The sequence below is a fragment of the Streptomyces sp. T12 genome, assembly GCF_028736035.1.
Taxonomy (GTDB): Bacteria; Actinomycetota; Actinomycetes; order Streptomycetales; family Streptomycetaceae; genus Streptomyces.
In genome coordinates this window covers 8385328-8405470 of the sequence record NZ_CP117866.1, presented here as the reverse complement: position 1 = coordinate 8405470, position 20143 = coordinate 8385328, and the positions used below count along the sequence as shown (strand labels likewise).

The 20143-nt window shown below is 72.7% G+C and carries 14 protein-coding genes; 4 read left to right on the top strand and 10 right to left on the bottom strand.

The window, feature by feature from the left end:
- Nucleotides 1–2: 2 nt before the first annotated feature.
- The 7 genes from PBV52_RS37705 to PBV52_RS37675 form a co-directional block, all read right to left on the bottom strand.
- On the bottom strand, nt 3–1568 hold the full coding sequence (locus tag PBV52_RS37705; RefSeq protein ID WP_274244833.1) for an ABC transporter substrate-binding protein: 1566 nt from the start codon (nt 1566–1568) through the stop codon (nt 3–5).
- A gap of 25 nt (nt 1569–1593) precedes the next feature.
- Entirely contained in the window at nt 1594–2355 is a 762-nt protein-coding gene (locus PBV52_RS37700) for a bifunctional 2-polyprenyl-6-hydroxyphenol methylase/3-demethylubiquinol 3-O-methyltransferase UbiG (protein WP_274249828.1), read from the bottom strand.
- 611 nt (nt 2356–2966) lie between these two features.
- Nucleotides 2967–4229: an MFS transporter gene (locus tag PBV52_RS37695; RefSeq protein ID WP_274244832.1), complete on the bottom strand. Its 1263-nt coding sequence runs from the start codon at nt 4227–4229 to the stop codon at nt 2967–2969.
- The gene (locus PBV52_RS37690) at nt 4213–5259 is read right to left on the bottom strand and encodes a dipeptide epimerase (RefSeq protein ID WP_274244830.1); all 1047 of its coding nucleotides are present in this window, start codon (nt 5257–5259) and stop codon (nt 4213–4215) included. Before PBV52_RS37690 ends, PBV52_RS37695 begins: the two co-directional genes overlap by 17 nt.
- Nucleotides 5256–6332: a PLP-dependent cysteine synthase family protein gene (locus PBV52_RS37685; protein ID WP_274244828.1), complete on the bottom strand. Its 1077-nt coding sequence runs from the start codon at nt 6330–6332 to the stop codon at nt 5256–5258. Before PBV52_RS37685 ends, PBV52_RS37690 begins: the two co-directional genes overlap by 4 nt.
- Nucleotides 6329–7228 carry a Rossmann-like domain-containing protein gene (locus tag PBV52_RS37680; RefSeq protein WP_274244826.1) on the bottom strand — a complete coding sequence of 300 codons (900 nt, stop codon included), beginning with the start codon at nt 7226–7228 and terminating at the stop codon, nt 6329–6331. Before PBV52_RS37680 ends, PBV52_RS37685 begins: the two co-directional genes overlap by 4 nt.
- Nucleotides 7225–8481, bottom strand: coding sequence for an ATP-grasp domain-containing protein (locus tag PBV52_RS37675; RefSeq protein ID WP_274244825.1), 1257 nt, complete (start codon nt 8479–8481; stop codon nt 7225–7227). The genes PBV52_RS37680 and PBV52_RS37675 overlap by 4 nt, the downstream gene beginning before the upstream one ends.
- A gap of 497 nt (nt 8482–8978) precedes the next feature.
- Between PBV52_RS37675 and PBV52_RS37670 the strand changes: the two genes are divergently transcribed.
- Nucleotides 8979–10334, top strand: coding sequence for an alpha/beta hydrolase (locus PBV52_RS37670; protein WP_274244823.1), 1356 nt, complete (start codon nt 8979–8981; stop codon nt 10332–10334).
- Here the strand turns inward: PBV52_RS37670 and PBV52_RS37665 are convergent.
- Nucleotides 10306–13284, bottom strand: a complete 2979-nt coding sequence (locus PBV52_RS37665; RefSeq protein ID WP_274244821.1) for a SpoIIE family protein phosphatase — start codon at nt 13282–13284, stop codon at nt 10306–10308. The two genes, PBV52_RS37670 and PBV52_RS37665, sit on opposite strands and share 29 nt — an antisense overlap.
- A gap of 308 nt (nt 13285–13592) precedes the next feature.
- On the opposite strand from PBV52_RS37665, the gene PBV52_RS37660 reads away from it, so the two are divergent.
- A complete protein-coding gene (locus tag PBV52_RS37660) occupies nt 13593–14336 on the top strand; it encodes a DUF4142 domain-containing protein (RefSeq protein ID WP_274244819.1) in 744 nt (247 codons plus the stop codon).
- 74 nt (nt 14337–14410) lie between these two features.
- Here the strand turns inward: PBV52_RS37660 and PBV52_RS37655 are convergent, their stop codons facing one another.
- Nucleotides 14411–14992, bottom strand: a complete 582-nt coding sequence (locus PBV52_RS37655) for a hypothetical protein (protein ID WP_274244817.1) — start codon at nt 14990–14992, stop codon at nt 14411–14413.
- A gap of 201 nt (nt 14993–15193) precedes the next feature.
- On the opposite strand from PBV52_RS37655, the gene PBV52_RS37650 reads away from it, so the two are divergent.
- On the top strand, nt 15194–18262 hold the full coding sequence (locus tag PBV52_RS37650) for a beta-N-acetylglucosaminidase domain-containing protein (protein ID WP_274249826.1): 3069 nt from the start codon (nt 15194–15196) through the stop codon (nt 18260–18262).
- Here the strand turns inward: PBV52_RS37650 and PBV52_RS37645 are convergent, their stop codons facing one another.
- The gene (locus PBV52_RS37645; RefSeq protein WP_274244815.1) at nt 18263–19027 is read right to left on the bottom strand and encodes an SIS domain-containing protein; all 765 of its coding nucleotides are present in this window, start codon (nt 19025–19027) and stop codon (nt 18263–18265) included. It abuts the gene before it with no gap.
- A gap of 164 nt (nt 19028–19191) precedes the next feature.
- Here PBV52_RS37645 and PBV52_RS37640 point away from each other — a divergent pair, with 164 nt between their 5' ends.
- Nucleotides 19192–20076 carry a MurR/RpiR family transcriptional regulator gene (locus PBV52_RS37640; protein WP_128431084.1) on the top strand — a complete coding sequence of 295 codons (885 nt, stop codon included), beginning with the start codon at nt 19192–19194 and terminating at the stop codon, nt 20074–20076.
- The last annotated feature ends 67 nt before the right edge of the window (nt 20077–20143 follow it).

Genomic DNA, 20143 nt, shown 5'->3' with positions numbered 1-20143 from the left:
CCTCACGCGAGCCACACCTTGTCGAAGCGGGCCCAGTCGAGGGTGTTGGCGGGGGCCTTCGTCTCCACTCCCTTCACCGTCCGCGCCGTTCCGATGATCCAGTCCGCGAACCCCCAGATGAGGAAGCCGCCCTCGGCGTACAGACGGCGCTGCATCCGCTCGTAGACGGCGGCCCGCTCGGTCTTGTCACGGGTGGACTGGGCCTGCTGGTAGAGGGCGTCGAAGTCCTTGTGCCGCCACTTGGTGGCGTTGGTGGTGGAGTCGGTGAGCAGGCGCTGGGAGAGGTGGGCCTCGATGGGCATGGCGCCGGAGCGGTAGCAGCACAGAGTGCCGTTGTCGAGGATGTCGCTCCAGTAGGAGTCCTTGCTGCCCATCTTCACGTCGATCGTGACGCCCGCCTTGGCGGCCTGGTCGCGGAAGATGCCGGCGGCCTCGGTGAACCCGGCGGCGACGGCCGAGGTGTCCAGGGTGACCTTCAGCTTCTCGGCACCGGCCTTCTTCAGCAGGGCGCGGGCACGGTCGAGGTCCTGCTCGCGCTGCGGCAGATCGGCGGCGTAGTACTCGTACCCCTTGCCGAACAGGTCGTTGCCGACCTCGCCCGCGCCGGACAGCGCGCCGTCGACGAGTTCCTGGCGGTCGGCGATCAGGAAGAAGGCCTCGCGGACCCGCTTGTCGTCGAAGGGCGCCCGGTCGGTCTTCATGCAGAAGGCCTGCATGGCGCTGTTGCGCAGCCGCACGATCTCGATCTGGCCCCGGCCCTCGTGGGCGCGGGCGGTGGTGGGGTTGAGCTCGTGCGCGTACTCGACCTGGCCGCCGAGGAGGGCGTTGACACGGGCGGACTCCTCGTTGGCGACGACGAACTCGACCTCGTCGAGGAGCGGGGCGCCCTCCCAGTAGTCGTCGTTGCGGCGGAAGACGGCGGAGCGGCCGGGGGCGAAGGAGACGAACCGGAAGGGGCCGGAGCCGATCGGCTTGGCGTCGAACTCGGTGGCGTTCTCCGGGACGATGTACGCGCCGAACGCGGCCAGGATGTTGGGGAATTCGGCGGTCGGCCGCTTCAGCACGAACTCGATGCTCCGCTCGCCGGTGGCACGGCTGGCGTCGAGGTCGATGGGCTCCAGGGACGCCTTGGCACGGAACGCCTGCTTGGGGTCGGCGATACGGCGGTAGCTGTACAGGACGTCCTTGGCGGTGACCGGCTTCCCGTCATGGAAAGTGGCCTGACGCAGCGTCACCTGCCAGCGGTCCAGGGTCTTGTTGGACTCCCACTTCTCGGCGAGGCGGGGCTGGGCTGCGAGGTCGGCGCCGTAGTCGGCGAGCTTGTCGAAGAGCGCCTTGGCGCGGGCGACGTCGGCGAAGAGGTTGGCCAGGTGCGGGTCGAGGGTCTCGCTCGCACCGCCGCCGGCGAACGCGGCACGCAGCCGCCCGCCGCGCTTCGGGGTGCCGGAGCCGCCGGCCGCCTTGTCGTCCGTGCCGCTGCCGCAGCCGACGAGGGCGAGGGCGGCAGCGCCCGAGGTGGCGGCGAGGAAGCCGCGGCGGCGCAGGCCGGGAAATCGTTCGTCGTACATGACTGGTCCTTACTGGTGCTTCGGCTCAGATGGTGTGCAGGCGCGCGACGACGTGCAGTCGGTCCGCGTCGGTGGTGACGCCGGGCAACTCGCCCTGCCGCCACGGTGGTTCGGTCCGCGGCCCGGGTCCGTCGTGCAGTTCGAGGACCTCGAAGCCGTGCGCGGCGAGGAAGTGGCGCAGCTCCTGCGGGAACAGCAGCCGCCAGGCGGAGCGCTGTTCGACGGGCGGTGCCCCGTCGGCGCCGTCGGCGGCCGTCCATACGCGGGTACGGCGCAGGAGTTGGGCGGTGCGGTCGACGCTCAGGGTGGTGGTGGACCGGTAGGCGGTGCCCTGCCAGCTGAAGGCGTTGACGGACGGGGCGTCGAGGAGGTCCGTACGGCCCAGGAAGTACGCCCCGTTGCGCATCTCCGCGACCAGCAGCCCGCCCGGTGCGAGGGCGCGGCGGCAGGAGGCGAGGAAGCCGTCGAGCTGGTCGTTGGTGTGGCAGTACAGCAGGGAGCTGTCCAGGCAGACGACCGCGTCGAAGGCGGACCGGCCCAGGTCGAAGCCGTGCAGGTCGGCCCTGACGTACGCCGGCCCCGGGTGGTGGACGCGGGCGTGCGCCAGCATCGCCTCGGAGAGGTCGGCGCCGGTCACCGTACGGCCGGCGCCATGCAGGTGCGCGGCGTCGCGACCGGTGCCGCAGCCCATGTCGAGGGCCCGCGGCCCGGCGCCGTGGCGGCGCAGGCAGTCCTCGGCCCAGCGTCCGGCGAGCCGGTCGGGGTCGGGGAAGCGGGCCTCGTACAGGGCGGGATTGTCGGTGAGGAGGTTGCGACTGCCGGTCGCCGCGCCGGTATCGACGCTGCCTTCCTCGCCCCCCGCCGCGACGGCCACATCCACCTCCCGGACGCCCGGCCCGGTGACGGCGGCGCCTCGACCACCGCTCGCCCACCCGCCGGTCGGCGCGCCGGTATCGACGCTGCCCTCCCCGCCCCCCGCCACAACGGCCACATCCACCTCCCGGCCACCCAACCCGGCCGCCACGCCCCGCACCACACCTGTCCGCGAGCCCGCCACCGCGCTCGGCACCGAGCACTCGGCCACGCCCGCCTCCCGGACGCCCGGCCCAGTGACGGCGGCGCCTCGACCACCGCTCGCCCACCCGCCGGTCGGCGCGCCGGTATCGACGCTGCCCTCCCCGCCCCCCGCCACAACGGCCACATCCCCCTCCCGGCCACCCAACCCGGCGGCCACGCCCCGCACCACACCTGTCCGCGAGCCCGCCACCGCGCTCGGCACCGAGCACTCGGCCACGCCCGCCTCCCGGACGCCCGGCCCGGTGACGGCGGCGCCTCGACCACCGCTCTCCCGGCCGTCGACCACGCCCCGCTCCGCCTCGCCTCCTTCGCGCACCGCACTCACGCCGTGCTCCTCTCTCCGGCCTGCGCAGGAGCCGTCGGGACCGGGTCCCCGGGCAGTGCCCCGCGCCGGTGCAGCCAGGCCACGCCGCCCGCCGAGGCCAGCCCGAACGCGGCACAGCACAGCCACGGAAGCCACGCATGGCCCCCGCTCTCCCCCGCGTCCATGGCCCACCCGACGACGGTGTTGCCCACGGCCGCGGCGATTCCGGAGACGACGTAGAAGATCCCGAAGTAGGTGCCGGTCAGCTCGGGCCGCCCGAAGCGCGGGATCAGCTCCATGACGAACGGTGAGGCGACCATGACGCCGAGGTAGAGCAGCAGCGCGCCGAGCAGCACGGGCCCGGCGTCGAGCCAGCCGGGAGACCCCGCGCCCGCCACCAGGGCCGGCGGCAGGAAGGCCAGCCCCATCACCGCGAGGCCGAGGGCGATCCAACGCGCCCTGTCGCCACGGGACTTGAGGCGCCTGGTGATTCTCAGCTGAAGCGCCAGGTTGGCCACCGTACCGACGAGGAAGACGATGCCCGCCGCGCCGTCCCAGCCGGTGGCCTCCCGGGCCCCGTCGGGCAGCAGCAGGTAGAGCTGGTTCTCCAGGGTGAACATGCCGACCATGGCGAGCGCGAACGCCAGGAAGGCCCGGTTGCCGAGCACCTCGCGCCAGTCCCCGAGGACACCGCTGCCGCTCGGCTCGACCTTGCGCGCGGGCAGGACGAGGGCCTGCGCCACGGTGAGCACCGCGAAGATCCCGGCGGCGGTCAGCGCGGAGGTACGGAAGTCGACGAGCAGCAGGGCGCTGCCCAGCAGCGGCCCGATGAGCGCGCCGGTGGTCGCGAAGACGTTGAACAGCGCGAACACCTCCGCCTTCCGCTCCCCCGCCTCCTGCGCCAGATACGCCCGCACGGCCGGGTTGAACAGCGCCCCCGCGAGCCCGCTGAGCACGGACGCGGCCAGCAGCACCGGCAGCCCGTCGCCGAGCGCGAACAGCCCGAAGCCGACGGTCCGCAGGGCGCACCCGGCGATGATGACGCCGCGCGCCCCGAGCCGGTCCGACGCCGAGCCGCCGATGATGAACAGGCCCTGCTGGCTCAGATTCCGCACGCCGAGGACGATCCCGACGACCGCCGCCGACATGCCCAGGTTCTCGCCGAGGTGGGTGGCGAGGTACGGGATGAGCAGGTAGAAGCCGGTGTTGACGCCGAGCTGGTTGACGAGCAGGAGCTGGACGGCGACCGGGAAGCCCCGCATCTCACGCCACGTCTTCATACGCCGTCACCTCCTCGACTCCCAGCCCAGGGAGGCCACTTGTGCGTACGGTGCCGTCCGCGCCGCCGATCCCCGTCCACGGGTCGTGCGCAAGCAGCAGATGCCCGTCCAGGTCGACCCAGCGGGCCCGGTCGGCCAGGTGGACGGCGGGCGCGATGCCGAGGCTGCTGGCGGTGAGGCAGCCGAGCATCAGCTCCGTCCCGCTGCCCTCGATCAACTCCGCGATCCGCAGGGCTGCCCGGACTCCCCCGCACTTGGCGAGCTTGACGTTGACGCCGTGGACGCGCCCGGCCAGCCGCCGTACGTCCTCCACACTCACCGCGTCCTCGTCGGCGATGACGGGCAGCGGCGACTTCTCGGCGAGGGCGCCCAGCGCAGCCGGGTCACCGGGCGGCAGCGGCTGTTCGACGGCCTCGACCCCGAGCGCGGCGAACCGGGGCAGCAGACGCTCGGCCTCGGCCACGCTCCAGGCCCCGTTCGGGTCCAGCAGCAGCCGCACGTGAGGGGCCGCGTCACGGATGACCCGCACGCGCTCCACGTCGTCCTCGGCATCGGACGAGCCCGCCTTCACCTTGACGACCTCGAATCCGCTCGCGGCAAGGCGCCGGGCCTCGGCTGCCGCGTGCGCGAGCGAGGTGATGCCGATGGTGCGTGCGGTGGCGGCACCGAACGACGTCTCCGCGCCCAGGAGACGGTGGACGGGCACACCGTCCCGCTTGCCGACGAGGTCCAGCAGCGCGGACTCGACGGCGGCGGTGACGGCGGGCGGAACGGACGCAACGGTCCCCGCGGGCAGGGCCTCCAGGGCGCTCTCGGGATCGGCGAACCGTTCCAGACCGACCGCCGAGATCAGCCGTACGAGCGTGTCGGCGTCCAGCCCGTAGTACACGCTGCTGACGGCCTCGCCGTATCCGGTCACGCCGTCGTGCTCGACGCCCAGCCACACGGCGTCGCGGGCGGTCATGGTGGAGCGGGAGATGCGCAGCGGCTCGGCGAGTTCGAGACGTACGGTGCGCAGGCGGGCCTTCATTGCGTCCTTCCGGGAGAGAGCGGATCGGCGACTCGCGCGCACCGCGCCCACCCGCTCGCCTCGGCGGCGTACGGGTGCGGTATCTCCACGGGCCGGGTGGCGGCGCCGGCCAGGTCGAGGCCGTGGGCGGCGAGGAAGTCGTCGTCGTAGACGGTGCCGAGGTAGCGGTGCGGTCCGTCCGGGAACACGGTGGCGACGACCGCCCCCGGGTGCACGCAGGCCGCCCAGGCGGCGACCCGCGCGACGGCGCCGGTGCTCCAGCCGCCGCTGACGAAGCTGCCCCGGGCGAGCCGTCGGCAGCTGTCCACGGCCTCGGCGGGGCCGATCCAGTGGACCTCGTCGAAGGCGTCGTAGGCGACGTTGCGCGGGTGGATGCTGCTGCCGAGGCCGCGCATCAGACGGGGGCGGGCCGGCTGGCCGAAGATCGTGGAGCCGGTGGCGTCGACGCCGATGAGCCGGAGCGCGGGCCAGCGCCGGCGCAGCGGGCCGATGAGGCCGGCGCTGTGGCCACCGGTGCCGACGCTGCACACCAGGACGTCCAAGTGGTCGAGCTGGGCGCCGAGTTCGGCGGCCAGGGAGGCGTAGCCGGCCGTGTTGTCGGGGTTGTTGTACTGGTCGGGCCAGTAGGCGCCGGGCAGTTCGGCGAGCAGTTCGCGCAGCCGGCCGAGGCGGGCCGCCTGCCAGCCGCCCTGGGGTGCTGGTCGGTCGACGAGCTCCAGCCGCACCCCGTGCGCACGCAGCAACTGCCGCATGGACGGCTCCAGTTCGCTGTCCCCGACGAGCACGACGGGATGGCCGAGCGCCTGCCCGGCAAAGGCCAGCCCGATGCCGAGCGTGCCGGAGGTGGACTCCACCACCGGAGCGCCGGGCCGCAGCTCACCCCGCTCACGCGCCCCGAGCAGCATGGACACGGCGGCCCGCGCCTTCATACCGCCCGCCGCGAGCCCTTCGAGCTTGGCCCAGAATCCGGGGTGGGCGTGCGGCAGGTCGGTGGTGACCCGGACGACCGGGGTGCGGCCGAGCAGGGCGAGCAGCTCCGGGCGGGCGGTGGGGCGTAGGGCGGTGGCGGTCATCGCGCACCCCCGGAGGATCCGTGCTGACGAACGACCCCGGAAGTACCGTGCCGATCCACGCCCCCGGATGACCGGTACCGGTGGACCACCCCGGGCCCGCCGTCGAGCCAGAAGAAGGGGTACGGCTCCGCACACACCGCGCTCACGCCGTGCCCCAGGAAACGGGGCAGGACCGCGCTGCCGGTCTGCGCGAACATCACCAGTTGCTTGCCGTGCCGCAGCGCGTGCTCGCGCAGCGGTTCGAAGGTGCCGTTGCCCAGGGTCATCCCGGACACCAGCAGCGCGTCACAGCCACCGGCCGCGGCGAGCGCGTCGGCGACGACCGGCTCGCTCCACTCCGTCACCCCGCCCTTGAGGTCGCACGGCACATAGCCGATGCCTCGCGAACGCAGCGCTTCCAGCAGGGAGTTGACGACACCGACGACCAGCACCGTGCCCCCGGCCCGCAGGTCCAGCAGCTCGACCACGGCCCTCGCCCTGGCCTTGGACTTCTCCAGCGAGGACCCGGCGGGCAGCGCGACGGGCAGGGCCCCGTGGTCCGGCGTGTGCGGGGTGACGTGCATCAGGTAGGCGTCCAGGGCGGCCACCCGCACCGCCGCCAGCGGGTGCTCCAGCAGCCCTGCCACGTCGGCGCCGACGCAGTCGTCGAGCGCGCTGTCGGGCAGCTCCCCGGGCTCGACGGCGCACGAGCCGACGGCCTCGGCGAGGCGCAGGCTGAGGACCTCGTTGCGGTAGCCGGTGCCGCGCCCGTCGTGGCGTACCGCCTGCCGGGTGGTGAAGGCGACGGCGATCCGCTGGGCGCGGGGGTCGGGGCCGAGGGCGCCGGCGCGGACGCGGGCGACCAGGTCGTCGTACGTTCGACAGGGCGCCGTCGGCGTCGCGCTTACGGCGGTCATCGGATCACCAGCCCCGCGCGCAGTCCGGCCAGCAGGTTCTCCACGCGCTCGCGCGCGCCGGGCCCGTCCGGGTCTCCGGCCATGACGTGGCCCAGGTACTCGTTGTTGCTGCCCGCCGCCTTCACGATCTTGCCGGGCTCGGCGAGCTGAACCTCCAACACACCTGGTTCGTCGGCCAGTTGTCCGGCGTCGAGCGCTTCGAGCCGGCCCGCGCGGTCCGGGACGAGGAAGCCGATGGCGGCGCTGCGCAGGCCGGTGTCCGTGCGCCTGAGGTCGGGTTCGCGACCGAGGGCGACGTCCACGAAGGCGGCGGCGAGGTCGATGCCGGTGACATGGCGGACGAGCTCGGTGATGCGGTTGCCGGCGGGCCGGGGGTTGACCTCGACCACACGCGGACCTGCGGAGGTCAGCTTGATCTCGGTGTGCGCCACGACCCCGTCCGTCAGCCCGAGCGCCTTGAGTGCGCCGAGCGTGGTCTGCTCGGCGGCGTCGATGTCGGCGAGCGGCAGGGCGGCCGGGAACATGTGGCCGGTCTCGATGAAGGCGGGCGCTCCGCCGATGCTCTTGTCCGTGACGCCGATCAGGTGCACCGCGCCCCCGTACGACACGGTCTCGACGCTCACTTCAGGGCCGTCGAGAAACTCCTCCAGGAGCACGGCGGAGGTGCGCCGCTGCCCACGGGCGTTGACCGGGAAGTCGGCCAACGCCCTGAAGGCATCGGCGAGTTGGGACTCGTCGTCGACGCGCCGCACATACATGCCCGCGCACAGATCGACGGGCTTGACGACCAGCGGGTAGCCGATCTCCTTCGCGGCGCGGGCGAGGTCGGCCCACTCCTCGTGCACGGCGAAGCGCGGTCCGGGCAGGCCCGAGTCGGCGAGGATGCGACGGGTGGCGTCCTTGCGGCAGGCGTTGTGCACCGCCTCGGGGCCGGGTCCTGGCAGGCCGAGGTGCCCGGCGATCCGGGCCACCGTCGGCAGGTAGTAGTCGCAGGAGGTGACCACCCCGTCGAAGCCCAGCACCGAGTGCAGCCGCTCCACCTCGGGCAGCAGGGCGTCGATGTCGTTGGTGTCGGTCGTGATCACATTGCGGGCCCCGAGCAGCGGGTGCGCCGTGCCCTCGGGCGCCGAGCGCAGGTAGTGATGCAGGTCCCGGGTGAGGAAGGTGAACTCGTGTCCGCCCTCCCGGATCGCCCGTGGCAGCAGCCTGCTCATCGACCCGACCCAGCTCTCTACCACCAGCAGATGAGCCACAACTCCCCTTTTCGTGCCGTGAGTTCAGACGTCAAGGCAGCCCGGGGCGCCCCTCGGTCGGAGGGGTGCCGGACTTGACGCGCACACGTTAGCGATAATCATTTTCATTTACCACCCCGTTCTTACCCAGCCTTCGGAGAGTCGGAGAGACCTTGTCCGTTCTGCCCCGCCCCACTGCCCTGCTGTGCGCCCTCGTGGCCGCGGCCGCCCTCCTCCCCACGGCCGCCCCCGCCCGCGCGTCGGCCTCCCCCAGGGCCTGTGAACAAACCCCCGCCTGCGCTGCGACGCCCGGCACGCACTCCCCCAGAGGGGGGACCCCCAGCCGCGTTGCCGAACCACCCACGTGGCTCCGCCACGAGGGCGCTCCGGCGCCTTGCGGTCGCACGCACCGGACGCCGCAGCGCCCGCCCTTCGGGCGGACGACGGGGGTTTGTTCACAGGCCCTCACCTTCGGCGCCTGCCCGGACTCCGTACCGAAGCCGCCCGCGCCGGACCGCGTGGAATGCGGGCGCCTCACCGTCCCGCTGGACCGGGAGCGCCCGTCCGGCCCGCGCATCGAGATCGCCGTCTCCCGCGTCCCCGCCTCCGGCACCCCGGCCGAGCGGCGCGGCATCCTGCTGGTGAACCCCGGTGGCCCGGGCGGCTCCGGGCTCCCCTACGCGGTGACCAAGCGGGCCAAGCTCCCCGCGAGCGTGCGGCGTTCGTACGACGTCATCGGCTTCGACCCGCGCGGCGTCGGCCACAGCGCGCCGGTGGACTGCGGTGCGATGGGCGGCCTGTTCGCCGCTCCGGGAGCGGACCCGGTGCCGACGACCCCGCGCGCCGAGCGGACGTACCTCGCGTCACAACGGGACATGGCCGACGACTGCGCGGCGGGCGCGGGTACGGAGGCGCTGCCGTACCTGTCCACCGAGCAGACGGCCTCCGACATGGACGCGATCCGCGCCGCGCTGGGCGAGCCACGGGCCGGCTTCCTCGGCATCTCGTACGGCAGTTACCTGGGCGCGGCCTACGCCGCACGCTTTCCGCACCGGGTCGGCCGCATGGTGCTGGACAGCGTGGTCGGCCCGTGGGACTGGCACGACTTCGACGTGATCCAGAGCCGCGCGATGCTGCACGCCCGTGACACCTTCTTCGCCTGGACCGCCGAGCACGCGGAGCGCTTCGGGCTGGGCGCCGGCGCGGATGACGTACGGCGGTCGTATCTGCGCGTACGCCAAGGTCTCGCCGCCCGGCCGGTGAACGGCTTCGGCCCGGCGGAGTTCGACCGCGCCGTCTACCGCGCCCTGGGCCGCACCGAGCGCTGGGCGGGCCTGGCCGACGGGCTGCGCACCTATCTGACCGACGGCAGCCCGGACGGCCTGCGCCCCGCGTCCGCCCTCGACAGCCCGGAATCCCGCAACTACGAGGCGGCCAACCGGATCGTGAAGTGCGCGGACGGTCCGGGACCGACGCCCCGGGAGGTCGTGGCGGACATACGGCGCATACGACGGGTCGACCCGCAGCCGGTCCTGACCGGCCTGGAGGCGTCGGCCTGCGCGTACTGGCACCACCGCCCGAACCACCGCACCGCCCTGGGCAGCCCGGCCGCCCCGCCCGTCCTGCTCGTCGCATCCGCGCACGACCCGGTGACCCCGATCGAAGGCGCCCGCCGACTGCGGGAGGTGCTGCCCGGCTCCCGTCTGGTCACCCTCGACGACGACTACTCGCACGGCGTGTTCGCCAGCCGCGGCAACGCGTGCGTGGACGGGGCCGTCGCCGCCTATCTCGTGGACGGGACGGTGCCCGCGGCCGACGTGCGCTGCTCCGGGCCGGGGCTGCCGGTCACGGCAGCGGCTGCTCCGTCCAAATGATCTTGCCGTTGGGCGTGTAGCGCGTTCCCCAGCGCTCGGTGAGCTGGGCGACGAGGAACAGACCGCGGCCGCCCTCGTCCGTGCTGCGGGCCCGGCGCAGGCGCGGCGAGGTGCTGCTGCCGTCGGAGACCTCGCAGATCAGGGCGCGGTCGCGGAGCAGGCGCAGCTGGACGGGGCCGACGGCGTGGCGGATGGCGTTGGTGACCAGTTCGCTGGCGATCAGTTCGGTGCTGAAGGCCAGGTCGTCCAGGTCCCACGCGGCGAGCCGGTCGGTGACCGCCGCGCGGGAGCGGGAGACGACCGCCGGGTCGCTGGGCAGGTCCCACTGGGCCACGCGGTCGGCACCCAGCGTGTGGGTGCGGGCGACGAGCAGGGCGACGTCGTCGCCGGGCCGGGTCGGGAGCAGGGCGTCGAGAACGGCCTCGCAGGTCTCCTCCGGCGGACGGCCGACGCCGGCCAGGACGGTGCGCAGCTGGTCCAGGCCGGCGTCGATGTCGCGATGCCGGTCCTCGACCAGACCGTCGGTGTAGAGCACGAGCTGGCTGCCCTCGGCCAGCTCCAGCTCGATCGTCTCGAAGGGCATGCCGCCGAGCCCCAGGGGAGGCGCGGAGGGCAGGTCGACGAACTCGACCGTGCCGTCGGGGGCGACGACCGCGGGCAGGGGGTGCCCGGCGCGGGTGAGGGTGCAGCGCCGGGACACCGGGTCGTAGACGGCGTACAGACAGGTCGCGCCGACGATGCCGGAGTCGGGGGTGTTCTCCGCCGCCCAGCCCTCGCCGCGGTCGAGCCGGCCGACCAGGTCGTCGAGGTGGGTGAGCAGGTCTTCGGGCGGCATGTCGAGCGCGCAGAAGTTGTGGACCGCCGTGCGCAGCCGGCCCATCGTGGCCGCGGCGTGCAGGCCGTGCCCGACGACGTCGCCGACGACCAGTGCGACGCGGGCGCCGGACAGCGGGATGACGTCGAACCAGTCGCCGCCGACGCCGGCCTGCGCCGGCAGGTAGCGGTAGGCGACCTCCACGGCGCTCTGCTCGGAACGGCCCCGCGGCAGCAGGCTGCGCTGCAGGGTGAGGGCGGTGTTGTGCTCGCGGGTGTAGCGGCGGGCGTTGTCGATGCAGATCGCCGCGCGGCCGGACAACTCCTGCGCCAGGGACAGGTCGTCGTCCTCGAAGGCGGCGGGCCGCAGTGAGCGGTAGAAGCTGACCACGCCGAGGGTCGTGCCCCGCGCCCGCAACGGCACGGTGATCAGGGAGTGGATGCCCGCCGCCAGCACCCGTTCCAGCCGTGCCGGGTCCTGCGCGATCCAGCCGCCCGCGTCGGCCAGGACGGGTTCGAGCACGGACCGCCGGGTCTCCAGACAGCGGGCCTGCGGCGTGGACGGGACGTACTCGACCAGGTCGCCGACGTCGTACAGCTTGTGGGGCTCCTTGCGTACGGCGCGGATGGCCACCCGGCGCAGCGCCGTACCACCGCCGAGAGCCTCCGGTTCCTCGCCTCTCAGCACGGAGTCGGGCAGGTCGACGGCGACGAAGTCGGCGAACCGGGGGACGGTCACCTCGGCGAGCTCCTCCGCGGTGCGGGTGACATCCAGGGTGGTGCCGATCCGGACACTCGCGTCGTGCAGCAGCTCCAGCCGGCGCCGCGCCAGAACGGCGAGCCGGCCGACCCCGGGCTCACCGACGAGAAGCAGCCACCCTTCGGCGCCGGCACTCTCGCCGTCCGGTCCGGTCGGGGTGGGGGCGTGAGAGGGCGGTCCGGCGGGGGTGGGGACGACGGTGCGCGTCGTGGCGGGCGGTGCTGTGGCTGATTCCGGCACGGGGGGTGGCTTGGTGGACTCCGGCTCGGACTGGGGTCGGGGCGGTGGCGGTGCGGGCTCGTCGGAGGCGGGCGGCGCGACCAGCGCGACCGGCATGGCCTGGACGGCCTGCGCGGCCCCGACGGCCCCGACGGCCGAGCCGAGCGTGCCCTGTACCGCCGATGCGGCCAGGGGCTGCGCGACCGAAGGTGCCGGACGGACGTGACGCAGCCGTGGGCCGCCGAGGACGCGGGCCTCGACGGCGACGCCGGTCTCCCCCGCCGCTCCCCTGACCTGCCGGCGCAACAGGGTGGCGGTCCGCCCGCTGGGCAGGGTGACCTCGGCGAAGGTGCGCCGCGGTGAGGCGATGAGTTCCTCGGCCCGCTCGCGCAGCACCGCCAGATCGATCCGGCCGAGAGAGCCGAGAGGGTCGACGTCGTGGCCGAACGGCTGCGCCGCGGGCTGCTTCGGCCAACCCCGCGCGTAGCCGTCGGCCCGCCGGTACGCGGCGATGAGCGCACGTTCCCGCTGGGTGGCCTGCTCCAGCAGCCGGCCCTCGATGTCCCGGGCGGCGTCACGGACCATCCGCACCATGACCGGGTCGCCCTGGTCGCGCAGGCAGGTGAGGTCGAGGACGGCCTCGATACGCCCGCTGAACGGGTCCCGGACGGGCGCGCCCGCACAGGCGAAGGGCTGCAGGCAGTCGGCGAAGTGCTCCCGGCCGGCGACATAGACCGGACCGCGCTCGGCGAGGGCGGTGCCGACACCGTTGGTGCCCACGACCGCTTCCGAGGCGTCGAACCCGGGCGCGAACTGCACCGCGTCGAGGCGCTCGCTCAGCTGCCGGCCACCGCCGAGCCGCTGGACCATCCGGCCCTGTCCGTCGCACAGGGCGATGGTCATCCCCACGTCGGCGAGCGAGGCGGCCAGGCCCTTCAGAACCGGGTCGACAGCGCGCAGCAACCGGTCGTCCAGTGCCACGTCAGCGGTGTAGCGGACCAGCAGCCGGTGTGGCTCGAGCCCGACGGAGCGGCATCGCTTCCACGAATCGAGCACCGAGTCCCGGACGTCCGACTCGACCAGTGAGCCGGCGAGGAAGCGTTCGTGGGCATCGACGAGCCCGCCGATGTCGTCCCAGGCCACGGTCAAAGGGATCACTTCCCTCACCCGGAGCCGGCCCGGTCACGCGCGCCGCCGCTCGACCCGCGGCCCTGTGGGCTTCCCCAGGCGCTATCACCCTAGCCCTACTGTGATGCGCATCACAATGGATTCCCTTGGCGGTGGGGCGGGGGGCACCGAGCCGCCGCTGATCCACGGCCTTCTTCGAGCGCCACCTGCGCTGAGACCCGAACGTGACGCACGACGCACAGCGGGCCCCTAACTTTTTGCCTGCACCGGTGATTGTTTCGCGCTTTCCCTACGTACCTCCTGGGGACCGAGCAGCTCACGTCAGGAGGCTAGGCACGATGCCCATCTCGCGCCGCATGGTAGGAACCGTCTTCGTGGGAGGCGCCCTCGTACTCACCCTCTCCGCCCTCGCCTACCCCGCCATGCTCGGCGTGGAGACCACGTCCGCCTCGCAGGACCGCGTCATCGCCAACACCCGCTACGGGCCGCTGACCGAAGCCGACCGGGACTTCGTCGTCAAGGTCCGCGCGGCGGGGCTGTGGGAGCACCCGCTCGGGCTGATCGCGATGCAGAAGGGCACGACCGCGGCCATGAAGGAGGCCGGCCAGCACCTGGTCGTCGGACACGGCCGACTCGACGAGACCTGCCGCAAGATCGCACCCGAACTGGGCATCACCCTGCCCAACCAGGCGAGCCCGCAGCAGCAGCAGTTCGTGGCGACCGCGGACTCCAAGACCGGCAAGGAGTTCGACGCCACGGCCACCGCCATCATGCGGGTGACCCACGGCCAGATCTTCCCGGTGGTCGCCAAGATCCGGGCCAACACCCAGAACACGCTGGTCCGTCAGCTGGCCGACCAGGCGAACGACACCGTGCTCGACCACATGACGGTCCTGGAGAAGACCGGCCTGGTGAACTTCGACGCGAACAACTTCCAGCAGACCACCCCGCCGAAGCTCCCCCAGGACCAGACCACGCCGCCCCCGCCGCAGCCGGGCACCCCGGTCCTCACCCTCCCCATCCCCAAGGGCCTGCAGGACCTCAACACCGCGTCCCCGGCCCCGAGCCCGTCGGCGGGCTGACGGAAGGCAAGCAGTCCTGCCGGAACACAAGCCCGGAACACAAGCAAGGCAGTGGGCCGCCGTGGGCCGCCGCATCAACCCGTCTTCCACCCCCACGGCGTGTCCATCCGCTCCCACTCCGCGGCCCACTGCTCCAGCCGCCGCCGCTCCAGACCCAGCCGTACCACCCAGGTGGACCCCAGCACGATGCCGGCGGTGGCCGCACCGGCCAGGACGCCTCCGGCGATCGAGTGCAGCACCAGCTCGCTCTCGGACAGCGGCTCGTTGGCGATGGCGCCGTGGCGGTCGGCCCACACCTCGACCTTGCTGCCCGCCTGCGCCTTCGGCGGTACGCGTGCCTCGTCCGTGCGGGTCGAGCCGTCCGGTTCGGTCCAGCGGACGGTGGCCCACACGAGATGGTCGGTGGTGACCCGCGAGGGCCCCGGATCCTCGGCGTCCTTCACGAGTACGGCCGTGACCTTGTGGCTCTGGGCCCGCTGCTCCTGCGCCGAGTGCACGACCGCGTCCGCCGCCGCCAGGCCCGCGAACAGGGCGGCGACCAGCGCGAACACCCAGCCGCACAGCACGACCCAGGCCTCGATGAGGTCACTGCGCCGCCGCAGCGGACTCCGCCGCCACCGCCACAGCCGCACCCTCGTGCATTTCGACGCAGCCATGTCGACACCCCCTTGAGCACCGACAGCACTCTTCCAGTGTGCGCCCATCTGCGCCGGGGCGTATGTTCCGGCGCCATTGAATGAAGCATTCAGCATCCCTAGCATCTCCCGGTGGATACATTCACCCCGGGAGGACCTGTGCTTCCACCCCCTCGTGTCAGACGTCCACGGCGCCCGGTCATATCGGCCACCGCCGCCCTGCTGCTGACCCTCGGCCTGTGCGCACCGGCCGCACCGACCGCAGCCGCCGCCCCCGAGCCCCCCACCCGAACCCCGCAGGTATGGCCGACCCCCAAGAGCATGCACACCGGCGCGGGCCGACTCACCGTTCCGGACAGGGTCGTTGAAGTCGTCGGTCCGGGGACCGACCCCTCCGCCCGACACCTCGTCGAATCCGTGCTGCGCGATGCCGGCGCCGAGCGCATCGTCACCGTGAACGCGGGCGAGAAGCCGCCTGCCTCCGGCCTCACGGTCTATGTCGGCGGCCCCGGCGAGAACACCGCCACGGGGGCGGCGTTGCGCAAACTCCACGCCGAGTCGCCCGCCGGGCTGCCCTCCGGCGGTTACACCCTCGCCTCCGGACGCTCCCACGGCCGCGCCCTCGTCGCCCTCTCCGGCGTCGACCCCGCGGGCACCTTCTACGCGGCCCAGACCCTGCGCCAACTCGCCACCGGGGGCCGGGTTCCCGCGCTGACCGTCCGCGACTGGCCCACGGCCGGCCTGCGCGGCGTCATCGAGGGCTTCTACGGCACCCCGTGGTCGCACGCCGAGCGCCTCGCCCAACTGGACTTCTACGGCCGGACGAAACAGAACGTCTACGTCTACTCCCCCAAGGACGACGACTACCTCCGCGCCCGCTGGCGCGACGAGTACCCGCCCGCCGAGCTGGCCAAGCTGAAGGAACTGGTCGACCGGGCCCGCGCCAACCACGTCCGTTTCACCTACGCCCTCTCCCCCGGGCTCTCCGTCTGCTACTCCTCCGGCGCCGACATCAAGGCGCTCACCGCCAAGTTCGACTCGCTGTACGACATCGGCGTCCGCTCCTTCGCGATCCCGCTAGACGACATCAGCTACACCAAGTGGAACTGCGCCGCCGACGAGGAGAAGTTCGGGACGGGCGGGGGCGCGGCGGGCGCGGCCCAGGCGCATCTGCTCAACACCGTGTGGGAGCGGTTCACCGCCGAGCACCCCCACTCCCGACTTCGCTCGAGCGGGGGGACCCCCATGGACCTCCAACCGCTGGAGATGGTCCCCACCGAGTACTCCGACCTCGCCGACTCCCCGTACAAGAAGGCGCTGCGGGAGCAGCTCGACCCGTCCGTGGTCGTCGAGTGGACCGGCGTCGGGGTGATCGCGCCGACCATCACCGCCGATCAGGTGGCACGCGCGCGCGAGGTGTACGGCCACCCGATCCTGATCTGGGACAACTACCCGGTCAACGACTACGTCACCAGCCGTCTCCTGCTCGGCCCCTACACCGGCCGCGCGCCCGCAGTGGCAGGCGCGTCGGCCGGTGTGACCGCCAACCCGATGGTCCAGGGCGAGGCCAGCCGGATCGCGCTGTTCACCTCCGCCGCCTATCTGTGGAACCCCGACGCGTACGACCCGCGGGCCGCCTTCCTAGCGTCCGTACGGGATCTCGCAGGGTCCGCCGCCGCAAAATGGCTGCGGATCTTCGCCGAGAACAACTACTCCTCCCAGCTCGACCCGACCGAATCCCCGACCCTCACCCGGCTGATCACCGCCTTCCGCAAGGCCTACGAGAACGGCAGCGGCCTCGATCGAGCCGCCGCCGCGCTCAAGAGCTACTTCACCGACATGGCCGCCACCCCGGCCCAATTGCGCGCCCGCCTCGACAACCCCGGCTTCCTGGACGAGACCTCCGCCTGGCTCGACAAGCTCGGCCGCTACGGCGGGGCAGGCGAAACCGCCGTGGACCTGCTGCTGGCTCACAAGGACGGGGACACCGAAGCCGTCACCAGGTACTGGAACGAGCTGAGGGGCGAGCGCAAGGAACTGGACGCCGTACCCGAGCAGGTCTCCCCGGGCGTGATGGACCAGTTCCTCTACACGACGATGCTGGAGAACGCACCCGACCCCGGCATCGACGCCTCCTTCACCCCCAGCTCGCTGTCGCTGGAGCCCGGGGCCTCCGCCACGGTCACCCTCGACCTGTCCGACGCGCGGGCCAAGACCGTCACCTGGAAGCTCGACGTGCCCGACGGCGTCACCGCCACGCCCGCCGAGGGCACGGCGACCACCCCGGCATCGGTCACCGTCACCCTCACGGGCAAGACGGAGGGCGTCCACTCCGTGGTGGTCTCCGGCACCGGCCTCCTCGATCGCGCACTCCCCGTGCAGGTCACCGACGGCACGGGCACTCCCCGTGCGCTGACCGCCGACTTCAGTGGCGCGTCGGTGAGTTCCCTCGACCTCGCCACCGGCACGACCAAGGACATCGCGGTCGGCAACAACCCCGGCGAGGTCGTCGTGAGCGCGGACGGGCGTACCGCGTACGCCGCCAACCAGGGCTCGAACACGGTCAGCGTGATCGATGTGGCCGGCGGCGCGGTCACCGCCACGGTCGCCGTCGGCAAGGTCCCCGCCGGTCTCGCGCTCACCCCGGACGGCGGCACGCTCTGGGTCGCCAACTACACGGACGGCACGGTGCAGTCGATCGACACCGGCACGCTGAGAACCGGCACGCCCGTCCCGGTCGGCGACGGACCCGAGAACATGGCGATCACCCCCGACGGCAGGACCCTGTACGTGGCCAACATCCACGACAACACGGTCAGCCCCGTCGACCTCACCACCGCACGGGCCGGCAAGGCCATTCCCGTCGGTCCCCGCCCCTTCAACGTCGTCGCGGCGCCGGACGGGAGGACGGTGTACGTGTCCAACTCCGGTGGCTCGACGGTGACTCCGATCGACACGGCGTCGAACGACACCGAGCCGACGCTGCTGGTCACGGGCCAGGCCTACGGGCTGGGTCTGTCACCGGACGGGCGGACGCTGTGGGTCAGCCCCAGTACCGGGGACTACGTCACGCCGGTCGACACGGTGACCGGTGCCACCGGCGCCGAGGTCACGGTCGGCAGGTCCGCGTTCGACGTCGGCCTGGACTGGAACGGCCGCACGGCCTACGTCACCACCGCGGACGGCAACGCCCTGGTACCGGTCGACACCGCGTCGGGCACCACCGGGGCACCCCTGAAGACGGGCGCCTATCCGCTGGCGGTGGCGCTGACGCCGGTCCCCGTGGAGTGATCAGCTCGCGGTGCGCCGGATCCGTCCGGCGTACCGCTTCTCCAGCTCCAGGTTGCCCTCGAAGCCGCCCGGCACATTGGCCGAGACGTACACCGGCGGTCGCTCCCCGGCCGCCAGGAGCTGGGCGGAGGCCTCGGCCACGGCCATCTGGACGAGCATCACGCCGGTCAGCGTGGACAGGGCGCACACCGCGCCGCCGCCCGGAAACTCCAGCAGCGCGTCGCCGCGCGGGGCCGCGTTGTCGAGGACGACGTCGGCGAGGTCGACGAGCTTCTTGCCGCTGGGGTGTCCGGCGGGGACGGCGCGGGTGTGGGTGAGGGAGGTGAGGGCGAGGACGCGGTGGCCGTGCTCCTTGGCCTGCAGGGCCATCTCCACGATGACGTTGTTGACGCCGGAGTTGGAGATCACGACGAAGAGGTCCTGGGGGCGCGGTGCGGCGAGCTCGTAGAGCCGGGCCGCCACCCCGGCCCGGCGCTCCAGGAGCGGGTCGTCCAGGACGCTCGGGGAGTCGCCGCCGTACAGGACGAGGTCGGCGATGCTCAACCGGTTCGTGGGCACCAACCCGCCCGCCCGTCCGGCGAGTTCGAGGACGATGGCCTGGGAGTGGCCGGTGCCGAAGGCCTGGATCACGCCGTCCGCGCGCACACAGCCGGCGATCAGCTCGGCGGCGCGCGCCACATCGTCGCGGGCGGACTCGGCAATGCGGTCGAGGACGGCCATGCTCTCGCGCGCGAAGCGCTGGGCGCTCACAGAGTCGTCGGACACGCGTCACTCCCCACTGGTGGATTGAACCACCCCGTACTACTACATCGATGAATCAATAAATCACATACTGGACGGCACGGGCAATGAGCGCAGGTGCGATACGGCCGCGTTCTCGGTCCTGGTATTCATCCTGCGGGGCAAACGGTGGCTGGTACCTTCTTCCCATGCCCCCGACGGACGTCACCACACTGATCCGCACCGAACTGCCCCGGCTGGCCGGCTCCCTGCGGAAGGTCGGCGAGCTGATCCTGGAGGATCCGGCCGCCGTCACCCACTGCTCGGCCGCCGAACTGGGGCGCCGCACCGGCACCTCCCAGGCGACGGTGACCCGCTTCTGCCGGGCCATCGGGCTCGACTCCTACCAGCATCTGCTGATCGAGCTGGCCCAGGAGCGCGGCCGCGGCGAGGTCTCCGACTGGGGCACCGCCGAGATCGGGCCCGACATCTCCCCCGACGACAGCCTCGAACGGGTCGTGCAGGTCGTCGGCAGCGCGGACCTGCGCGCCATCCAGCAGACCATCGAGCGGATCGACCTCGACGCGCTGGAACGCGCGGCCCAGGCCCTGGCCCGCGCCCGCCGTATCGACGTGTACGGCGTCGGCGGCAGCGGCGCGGTGGCCCAGGAGACGGAGACCCGGCTGTTCCGCATCGGCTGCCAGGTCCGCGGCTGGACCGAGGTACACGGGGCGGCCACCTCCGCGGCCCTGCTCACCCCGGCCGACGTGGCCATCGGCATCTCCCACTCGGGTGCCACCCGCGAGACCCTCGAACCGTTCGAGATGGCCAAGGAGCGGGGCGCCACCACCATCGCCATCACCACCGACCCGCGCTCACCGCTGGCCAAGGCAGCCGACATCCGGCTCATCTCGGCCACCTCGGAGACCAGCTTCCGCACCGGCAGCATCGGCGGCCGGCACTCCGTCCTGATGATCGTCGACTGTCTCTACGTCCGGGTCGGCCAGGTCTCCTACCAGCGCGCCAGCGCCTCGCTCGCGCTGACGGACCACATCACCCCGCAGCACGCGGTGAAGAACCGCCGGACTCGCTGAGCCCGGTCGGCCATGTATGGCTCAACCACCTGAGAAACATGAAGGTGGTTGTTTGAATCATCCCCTC